This window comes from Cobetia sp. 29-18-1, assembly GCF_029846405.1.
Taxonomy (GTDB): domain Bacteria; phylum Pseudomonadota; class Gammaproteobacteria; order Pseudomonadales; family Halomonadaceae; genus Cobetia; species Cobetia amphilecti.
In genome coordinates this window covers 1-10344 of sequence record NZ_JARWKS010000038.1, presented here as the reverse complement: position 1 = coordinate 10344, position 10344 = coordinate 1, and the positions used below count along the sequence as shown (strand labels likewise).

Genomic DNA, 10344 nt, shown 5'->3' with positions numbered 1-10344 from the left:
TAAATCACAAACTGATAAATCACAAACTGATAAATCACAAACTGATAAATCACAATAACAGAAACATAAAAATAATAATAGAGGCTGATGTCATGAAGATGACATACTTCGCATCAATTGCTGGTGCCATTTCAAGATCCCCAAGTTATTTAACGAAGCTCCCACACCAGTTACCATTTTATCGTTAACTTTTTGAATTTCAGAATTGTCTAGTCGAGATACTTTTTCATCAATCATATCAGATAGAGAATACTGAATTCCAGGTACCTGTAACAAGAACCTGGCATTTGATTGAACAACGAGATAATCTGGCGAGATAGAACTGACGATATCTTGATCGATGCTGCCAGCAGTATGAACAAACACTACTCTCTTGAAAATACGACTAATATAATGAAACATGGAGTTAGTCGAGGAAGAGCCAAAAATCAAGCAAGTACACGCACACAGTGCTTCAGGATAACTAATGACTAACAATCTACCGAAATTTGGCAAGCCATTATCGTAGACTCGATGCTTCAGATAACTAAATGACTTCAACATATCAACATTACACACTCGACGAGGAGTAAGCTTGTTCCCAAGGTCCCCCCCCATACTTCTTGAAGTATAACGATCTTTTGAAAAGAGGCTTTCAACCTTATCCCGAGGAAGCCCCAGCTCTACAGCAAGCTCAATAGTGGCCTTCATCGCGCCTCGTTGTGTCCAGTGACTGTCAGTACGGATATAGGCATCATCCCCCAATGCAAGCAATGCAGCCTCAGGATGTACAACGTGCATTGCTTCGGAGAGCGTTAGTAACTGATTGATCGGCCGCTTACCATCCTGCACTGCTGTATGGTAGCGGGGTCCCATTACCGATTCCTTGGCAGGGGCGATCAACATTGACCATCGGCATCCATAATCATTTGCTATTTTGGCAACTCCTTGAAAATAGGCTCTCCAGCGCTCTATACCATACCCTGTCAAGAGCATACGCCCACGATACTGATCGACGCTACCATTAGTATCATTATCCAGGAATAACCAACCTTCACGTCCCTCAATCACTTTGAGTGCACCGGTATCACATTGCTCTGCTTCGCACTTAACAGTCTGCAAAGGCCAACGGCAGTCATCAATCAACAACTCTAGATAAAAACGGGTAACTCTCGTTGGTATGGTAAAGCGAAAACCACATTTGCTCTGTGGGTGAGAATCATCCACTTCATGCAATAGCTTACTTATTACATCGGGTCGTTTGATTTCTAGAGGATGACAGACCTCAAACTGATCTTCCCAGCGAGCAATTATTCGTACCTTTGAAACTGTGAAAGCTATATCTTTGCGCAATAGCACCCAACCTTGGACCACACGTCCACCCGGCAAGAACTGAGATCCATTTTCATTTGACGGATAATCCAATGTCCAACGATAAGGGGTGCGATCGTAACCGAATCCCATCCTTTGAACAACGCGACGCCCAAGCTCACGCATAAGGTTCACCACGTCGGTTTTGCTCACGTTAGATGACTCGAATTTCTCAACAGAGACTCTCTCTATACTATCAACACTCATCTTCAGATGAGGTGCGATCTGTGCTGCGACGGTACAAACTTCGTCATTACGATCATGTCGCTCAAAATAGTCACGCCCTTTATTATAATTTTTTTGGGCTGCGCTGCCACGCTTGCACTTACCGGCCAGGAACTCTTCAACCGATTTCACAATATAATGATTTATTCTAGCACCTTGCCAAACAATATCTTCACTGAGTCCTACTCGACGAGTTCCATCTTTAGAAATACGTGATTTTAAAGGCTCGCCTAATGCATTGACATATCGCCCGTGCTTCAGACGAACATGATGCGGATTATCAAATCCTGACACATTGACAGGCCTTACGATACTTTTATAATGATGATTGGGCCCAAAGTTCATATAACTTCTCGATGTAAACCGCTCGATCACCAAGCCCGGCTCCCGAAAGACTTGTCCAGAGGATCCAAAACAAGCCCAATTCAATGCTACCGCACCAACGCTTTCGTCAGAAAAACAACTTTCAAGCCATGGTAGTATTGATGGTGGCTTTTCCTGTCGTTCATCATTACTCTGCACAGGAAGTATAAATTCATCTGCATCAATAAATGCCAATACATCAATCACCGCCGGACAAGCTTTCAAAAGACATTCATAAGCGGCCAGTTGTGGTGGCTCACCGTTTTTTGTCAACACATCTTTCAATATTACATCGGTGCATGCAGCTAACAGCTCTCTTGTACCATCATTACTACCGTTGTCAGCTATCAAAAACTGAGAAACCCCTACTAACCGATGATATGCTAACCACTCAGGCAGACAATCCACCTCATTCTTTACAATTGCGGCCACAGCTAGCTTCACAAAAATTTCCTTATATATTGAGGCCAACAACGACCGATCTAGAAGAAGACCAACGAATGAGATCATGTGCCAATAAGTTAAGTAAGAATTCTACCTATCCATATATCACAAATCGGCACACATTTCATAAGCTCTATATAGCGCAGTCTCCATTGCTGGCTGGTCAAAATACTGTTTGGCGCGCTGTCGTCCAGCCATCCCCAAATTGAGGCGCAACATGGGGTCTTGTGCAAGCTCAAAGATCCGGTGCGCCACACTCAGAGTATCACTCAATGTTTCGAGATACCCTGTGGTGCCACCGACGACCAGCTCAGGCAAAGCCCCCCATTCATACCCCACTACTGGGCGAGCTGCAGCCATGGCTTCCAGCACGGTTCTACCAAAGGATTCCTGAAAATGCGATAGATTGACCACAATATCTAGCTGGGCCAACGCTTCCTGAGGCGCATCCACATAGCCTGCGTATAGGATATTGGAAGGCACTAGTCCTGCTACCTGCCGGGCCATCAAGGTGTCAAGAGCTGAGGTACGGGGTCCAAACACCTTGATCTGTAATTCGGGGGTCAATCGCTGGAGATGCGCTGCGACTGATACCAGGTCTTCAAGGCCTTTCTTGGGCAAATTGCTGCTCAGCATACCTAGTGTCACTGGCATCTCATTACGCAAGGGCAGCGCCAGCAAAGGGGCCATCTCGATAGTATTGGGAACAACAGTGATTGGCGGCAGCGCTTGCGATGATGGTAACCCTGACGGTTCATCCCCGATCTCTTGCTGATTGTGTATGGCCGCGCGGCAAGCTACCGCCGTAATTTCAGAGTTGGCAATAATGAGATCGGCGCCGCCGCACACACGCTCCATCACAGTAGAAGCCTTCGCATTGAGCGTCTGACAAAGACCGGGATCATGCTCGGGCAGCTCACGGACATGAACGATCACCGGCACCCCATTTTCACGCGCTGCTATCATCGGCTCATGAAGAACAATGGTGTTGACATGCACGGCATCAATCTTGAAACGCTTTATCAGCCCCCGAAAATAGCGAAGTGTAGCCTGTTCCGGCGATCGCCCCCGCTGCCACCAACCATAAGGCAGTACCGCGACCGCCATGGCATGCGCCCTAAGGGCCTCGATATAAGGTCCATTGACAGCCGAGGGCAAACTCACGACTACATTCCAACCAAGCGTATTCATAGCCTTGAGAACGTCCAATAGGCTACGCTCGGCGCCAAACAGGGTGCTGCCCGCTTGATGGCCACATAGAAGAATACAGGGTGCCTGTTCATTGCGTGTCACATCCCCCGAAAGTACCGGCCATGGAGATCTCCCCTCTCTTCGCCCCTGTGTCACATAGTGCCATAACGGATTCTGGTCACCGATATCAGGATAACAATAGCGATAACCGGAAGTACTGAAATGCGGCCCTGGATCACGCCCCTCTTGGCTCCCTGCTTGCCAGTAATGCCCCAGTGGTTCGATGATGACATCCTGAAGATCCAGATGTGTGCGCAGATACCAGCCCGGTGCAAAGAGCCCAGAGGCTTGCAAAACATCCAGAGGGTGCTGAAAACGCACGGGTAGCGCTTGTCGACAGATCGCAGCCGGTGCCGCAAAGGGTCGCCAAGGCGCTTCGGGAACAAGCGTTAGTTCGCCAGATTCCTTCCCCTGGCTATGCCAGCGACGGGCGGCCTCCATATAGGCTTGTCGAACCCCGATAAACCGCGTTACTAGATGGGTTGCCCCAGCCTGGCTGAGTGATGCCTCATCCGCTCGGCCGAATGCCAGCGGCACACCAGGCAGTACTTCGATGACGGCGTCATGACCAAATCGTGCGATCAACCGCTCATGAAACTCGGTATCGGCATCAACACGGACGTTATCCCAGCCTCCCAATGCCTCTATCGCACTGCGGCGCACCATCAATGACGAAATATTGGGATATACCCACCCCTCCTCAACACGCCAGCGATGGAAGTGAAGTGCCGGTGTGGTTCTCACCCAAGACGATAAACTCGCGACCGCACCGGCCTGGGCTTGAAGAGCCGCCACCTGGCGCACCAGCTTTTGTGGATGCGACCAGTCATCGCTGTCATGTACCGTAATCAAGTCACCCGTCGCATGTCTCAAGCCGGTATTGCGCGCGGCATAAGCCCCACTGTTCTCCTTGTGTCGCAAGAGGTGCAATGCCACATGCCCCGGGCACTGGGCAACAAGCGCCTCCACAACCTGGCAGGTGGTGTCCTCGCTTGCATCGTCAACGACCAACAGCTCAAGGCGAACGTCAAACTGAGCAAACAGGCCATGGAGTGCCGTTGCGATGGTGCCAGCCACGTTGTAGGCGGGCAAAATGATACTGACAAGGGGCCCTCCTTCAGGGGAAGAAGCTGCCGAGAGTTGAGCCATAGAACCCAGTGCAGGCTTCTCAGAATCCGCAGGCCCCAGGTTATCCAGACACAACGGCAACTTGGGGTTACGATAGCCAACTGCCTCCAGTCCCGCACTTTGCCATACAGCATTTATCCAGCTCAGACGTTGTGAAGCATCAAATGTGGCGTTGGCATGCGCCAATGCAGTGTCGGCACGCGAGCCGAAATACTGATCAAGATGAGCCAGCACATCAGCCAGCAATGTCGTGTGCGAGGCATGGCCTATTGAGTCAGGGCTAGGGGGATCAGAATCAAAGTTAGATGCAGAGTCAATTGGAGCGTCAGTCCCAGCAGAGGCTATTCTCTCGTGAGACACGCATTTTCCCGCCACATCATGCTGGGTAGTCGCCAACAGCGCCTCGACTGCCAACAAGGCTGGGCCGCTATGTGTCGGGGAATCGATCAACTGCCCATCAGGCAGCAAATACTGCTTGACGAGTGCCCAATCCTTCCGCCAGGCCCACCATCGAGCCAGTGCCCAACGTGCATAGTGAGATTCCTCGCGACTGGCCTGAGGGTCGTGAGACAAGAGCTCAAGTCGCGGTAACATTACACAGTCTGCCCCCCGCCAAAGATGATGCTCCCAGGCCAAGGCACGGTTGTTTCGCGGCAAGCGCCCCTCCCGCTTACCATACGACAGATAATGCAGTAGCGGATTCCACCCAGCCTCGGCGACGTCAGGATAGCGTCTGAGATACCAGGCACCATCAAAATCAGGTCCTGGTGCCAGCCCAGCCGCCGCCCCTTCCTTGAGATAATGCTGGATAGGTGCTCTCCGAGCAGACTGGATATCTACCAACATGGGTTGGCTCAAGTACCAAGCAACATCAAATAGACTTGACTGTTCAATGAGCCGAAAGCGCCGAGAACCAGCATGCCAGCGACGAATCAGATTGAAGATGACGCCCCCCCCCCTTGCCCAAGACCGTTTCTTGACCTTCCGATACCAGCCGTATTGTCGGGTTCCGCCTGATTGATTACAGGCTGGGTAAACAGCTCCGGCCGTTCGGCCTGCCACTCCTTCATTGCTGCAACAGGTGCCCTGTGGTGTAGTGCCTTCTGAGGAATATAGTGGTTGTATAACCAGCAATACCGCTCGAGAGTCTGTTCTAAATCCTCACTTGAGTCATAGCGCCGAGTCGCCAGCACATCGCTGATACGCCCATTGAAGCGCTCCACCATTCCGTTTGTTTGGGGTCTGCCTGGCTTGATCAGTCGATGCTCAATGCCATGGTTCTGACATTCCTGATCGAAAAGATGATGCCCACTGGGCTTACGCTCGCCGCCCACGGTGAAGCGATCGGTAAAGGATTTACCATTGTCCGTGAGCACGGTTCGAATCGTGAAGGGAGCCTCCTCTTCCACACGCTTCATGAACGCCCGGGCATCCTTTGCAGATTGACTTGATCTGACCTCCAGATACACCCACCGAGTGGCACGATCAATCGCGACGTAGAAATAACGCTTGTGATCTTCGTCAGGCATTTGGGGCAGATGCTTGATATCTATGTGCACATACCCGGGCTCATAATCCTTGAAAGGCCGATGCTTAGGCTTCTCGTCGCCTTCCGCGTCTCGACGTGCCAGCTTGGCGAGAGTTGGCACTTCACGCCGTTTGAGCATGCGCTGAAGCGCGGAACGTGACAGTTTGGGGTTCAGGAATTCACGAGCAACGACAAGTAGATCATCGAGTCCCAGCCGTAGTAACTCACGAGCGGCGATGACTATCTCTTCCTGCTCTGAGGTCAGAGTCGCCAGTAGGTTATGACGTGTGTGGGAACGATCCAGGACATCATCACGATGACGCCAGCGCTGGATAGTTGAGACGCTGACCCCAAACTGACGAGCAAGATCTTTGTTGGTCATACCGGCAGGAGCTGCTTGGATGTCGGCACGAATTTTCGGTGTCGTCGTCGCTTGCTTATGCAGCTTGATGTCCATGAAGCCTTTCCTGAATAAATTGCTTGATGAGCTCACGCGAGGCTAACAAAGGATAGCTTCGTTGTGAAATCCGATCATCCGGCACCCTACATTATGGATTTAGCCAATCCCCTGTTCTCCATACTGTGGCACAATACATCCGCCACAGAAATTTCTTAAAGGTAACATCTTCATTTTTCAAATTCTTTGATGAGTCTAAGAGGCTAAGATACTCTTCCATTTTTCCTGACTTAATATTTTTTATTACTTCCAATACCTCCGGCTTCACGATATCTTTGAAATAGCCAGTTTTTTCAATATGTTTATTTACGAATTTAGCAATTATTGAAACTGATGCCGAATCCAGAGTGTTAATATCTAGCGATGCTGATTCTTCAGAAGATGGATTGTTACAAACAGCACTTTCAGGAACAGAGGGGTGGCAAACCAAGTCTTTCAATCGAAGATCATAAGCATCGCCTGAAAACTCAGCGTGCTTTTTCCTTGCTTCAAACCTCCAATTATCTTCGTGTAATGGAATTTCATTGATTTTCGAATCAAGCTTATCTATCAACCTAAAAACAGCTGATTCAGAAACCAGCAATGCGATGTTTTTTTCAGCGACTGCCGAACATACTGATACAAACCTTTCATCCAACATTGGGAAAACAGGTATATTTTTCCTGGAAAAATCCAAAATTGAAGAGGTAAGGTAGCAGCTACTCCTAAAGTAATGAGTTAACAGGTAAACTTCTTCTACATGACTGTTAAAGCTTTTTTTTGCCCTGATCTCAGAAAGTCGATCAAAAAAAACATTCTTTACATCATCGGAAACATAACTGCTTAACTGTTTATTCAATGTATCAGCCACATGAGATTTATTATTCTTCATTAGTTTTGCCCAGCCACCACGCTGTATCTCGTGCTGACCTAAAACTCGTGGCTGGTTTAAAACACTACTTACAACATCATCTTTACTGTAGATGACCTGGTTAGGTGCTGATGGTATTAAGCCTTCACATCTTCTCAAAGTTTCATTAGAAGCTTTCGTAAAATCATGATCAATCAAGTCACGCATCAACACAGTGTGCTTAAAGCCTGCAACATTGGCCAACGCATTAGCTATTCGTGGCTCAGCGCCATTAGATTTTCCATAAGTAATAGCGTGAGGCGACATATTCAAATGAGAAAATACGGACAGAAGTGTTCTGCTGTCTTTTCCCCCACTGAGATGGAAAACTGGCTCGCCTGGCACTCCTTCAAAAACGTCACATGAGTCGATAAGCGCACTTTTCATACAACTTATGACTTGATCTTCATTTAAGCCTTTGTAATCCAAGCAAGGTTGTTCAGGCAAGTCTGAGAAATAAATTTTTCCTTCGACAATATTAACCATGTTTTCTGGAGCATTAGTCTTAACCCCTACAAATGGCGAGGAGCCACATGCAGAATAGCTCAAAAGAAGATATTCTTTTACATAATCATCAGATAATGCTATCTCGCGCCTTTCCCATAAAGAAAGCGCACATAAAAGAGGTCTACTCGATATACAAATAAAGGCTTCATTTTCACCATAATAAATGGGTTCAGCAGCAGGCTGACTAGACCAAGCACTTACCTTGCCAAAGTTCTTATCAACAACGACTGAGCTATATACCCCACCGGGCAGCTCCAAAAGTGATAGCTTTCCTTGCTTTGACCTTAGAACTTTAGAAACTCGACTTGCTCCCACATTACCAGTTGTAATTACTGAGTGGGTGGATTTTCTTGTTTTAGACACTCCAGATGAAGACACACCTTTTCTTTTATAACAGATATAGTAAATATCATGGATGGAATCAAACTTCCCCACTTCAGGTTGATCTTGGAATCCTTCTGCCAAGTTTGTCGAGTATTCCTTTGAAACACGATCAGAAATTTCTTGGAAAGAGTTATAGGAACAACCATCCTTAGGTATTAAAACTGAATATAAATTCACAAAAACTCCTAGACAATGCGAAAACAATCTACCTAAATTTGATCTACAGTACTATTTTTTCATACCCGAAGAATTCAAAATCTTTTCTGTACGCATCGTAGACTTTATCCAAAAGATCTTGAGTATAAAACTCAGCAATTTTTTCGCTTGCTGAAGTTTTCTTAGGAGAGAAGTTCCCGCCCAGAACATCGGCATTGAACGGTGTTCCAAATATTTTGGAATGGACAAAAGAAAGATCTTCTGAAAGATTCTCGAATTTACCGATGAAGTCAAAATCAATTAATTCAAAAAGAATATCATCTGATTGAATACGCCAATGACTATTCTGTAGCTTTGGCTTTTGTCTGCAGATTACAGAAACAAAATCACTGAAATTAAACTCACTTTTATTAAGCGCTTTCCTAAATTCACGAGAAGGCCTACTCGTATGTGTTAGCACTCTATCCAAATAACAAGACAAGATTCTGGAGTATGGATTTCTCACAAAGGCAAACTTAAAGAAATCACCCTCTATCAACAGTTCTGCTGGAGTGTATGGAAGTTGGTAAGGCGATAGTAGAGGAGAGCACCTAGGATCATAAAGACTTAACACTGCTTTATTTACAGGGGCATACTCCATCTCGAAGAAATGTTTCTTTATTGTGCTATTGGCGACCTTATCGACAGCAAAATAAATGTATTTATTTACTAGCGACACGTTTGTGTTGTTCTGGTAGTCGCCCCATCTTTTTACGTTTTTTATCTGGCTTTCAGCTACGAAACCTTTCTTCATTACCCCTTCCCCCAAGAGCTATCATCTAGCATTTCAAAGACATTTTTTTCAAAATAATTATCAACAATGAGACTTTTAGATACTATCTTCTGCTCTTTGACTTTAAGTCTTTCCGAGCGAAGAAAAACTTCAACCCTATTTATTGCGTCATCATTAGAGCTAACTATCCAATCATTTCTGTAAGTTTCTTCAGCACCTTCCCACGGCCAAACTAGAGGTATGCAGCCAGCCATCACGCCATCCGCCAAAGCATAGTGGAAAGATTCATTGTCACTTGGCGAAAGAATAAAGTCGACCTTTTGGTACCACTGCTCAACATCATTACCCCAGCCGTCGAAAACCACATAACCCTTCAAGTTCGGGTCGCAATCAATTCGCTCATACAACGCCTCGTAGTAAGCTAGCTCTTGCCTGCGCCCAGGGGCAAGCATAAAGGGCAAGTCCTCAGGCCGGTGCCCTTTGCAGTACAGCTTGGCTCCCCACCCCCTCTCGTTTAATGCAGCTAACAGATCTAAAGCACGATCCAGGCGTTTCGTTGTTGGAACAATGCCTACCATCCCGAGAACAGGCTTAATTTCGCGGGCAGGATCATAAAACCTATTTTCTTTGACTCCGTTGGGAACAAGTTCTGTCTTCTCTTCATCCCAGCCGAACATTTCCAACGCTTGCTGGCGGATAAGTGAGGATACAAAAATAAACTTATCAACTTCTTCAGCATCTATAGCACGACCAAACTTGGCAGCTTTTTTTCTCACTTCCTGTGCATGAATTCTAACAAAAAGCTTTTTGCCTTCTTTCTTATTCTTACTATGCCTGAAGTGGACCCCATCCTTTGGACCACCTGACGGGTCGTCTAAGCTCGGATCAGG

General features: G+C 47.0%; 6 protein-coding genes. All 6 read right to left on the bottom strand.

Annotated elements, in window-relative coordinates; genetic code table 11:
* Positions 1-90 precede the first annotated feature (90 nt).
* On the bottom strand, positions 91-2382 hold the full coding sequence (locus QD208_RS17395; protein WP_279837667.1) for a glycosyltransferase family 2 protein: 2292 nt from the start codon (positions 2380-2382) through the stop codon (positions 91-93).
* Between the two features lie 105 nt (positions 2383-2487).
* A complete protein-coding gene (locus QD208_RS17390; protein WP_279837666.1) occupies positions 2488-5607 on the bottom strand; it encodes a glycosyltransferase in 3120 nt (1039 codons plus the stop codon).
* Between the two features lie 86 nt (positions 5608-5693).
* On the bottom strand, positions 5694-6746 hold the full coding sequence (locus QD208_RS17385) for an IS481 family transposase (RefSeq protein WP_279837665.1): 1053 nt from the start codon (positions 6744-6746) through the stop codon (positions 5694-5696).
* 91 nt (positions 6747-6837) lie between these two features.
* On the bottom strand, positions 6838-8703 hold the full coding sequence (locus QD208_RS17380) for a hypothetical protein (RefSeq protein ID WP_279837664.1): 1866 nt from the start codon (positions 8701-8703) through the stop codon (positions 6838-6840).
* A gap of 43 nt (positions 8704-8746) precedes the next feature.
* The gene (locus tag QD208_RS17375) at positions 8747-9475 is read right to left on the bottom strand and encodes a sulfotransferase family 2 domain-containing protein (protein ID WP_279837663.1); all 729 of its coding nucleotides are present in this window, start codon (positions 9473-9475) and stop codon (positions 8747-8749) included.
* On the bottom strand, positions 9475-10344 hold an 870-nt coding region (locus QD208_RS17370), incomplete at its 5' end, for a glycosyltransferase (RefSeq protein ID WP_347882015.1). The genes QD208_RS17375 and QD208_RS17370, both read right to left, overlap by 1 nt.

Bases quoted from the DNA above. Each gene is read 5' to 3' on its own strand.
- QD208_RS17390 (WP_279837666.1), bottom strand. From the start codon at position 5,607: ATGTTGGTAGATATCCAGTCTGCTCGGAGAGCACCTATCCAGCATTAT.
- QD208_RS17385 (WP_279837665.1), bottom strand. From the start codon at position 6,746: ATGGACATCAAGCTGCATAAGCAAGCGACGACGACACCGAAAATTCGT.
- QD208_RS17375 (WP_279837663.1), bottom strand. From the start codon at position 9,475: ATGAAGAAAGGTTTCGTAGCTGAAAGCCAGATAAAAAACGTAAAAAGA.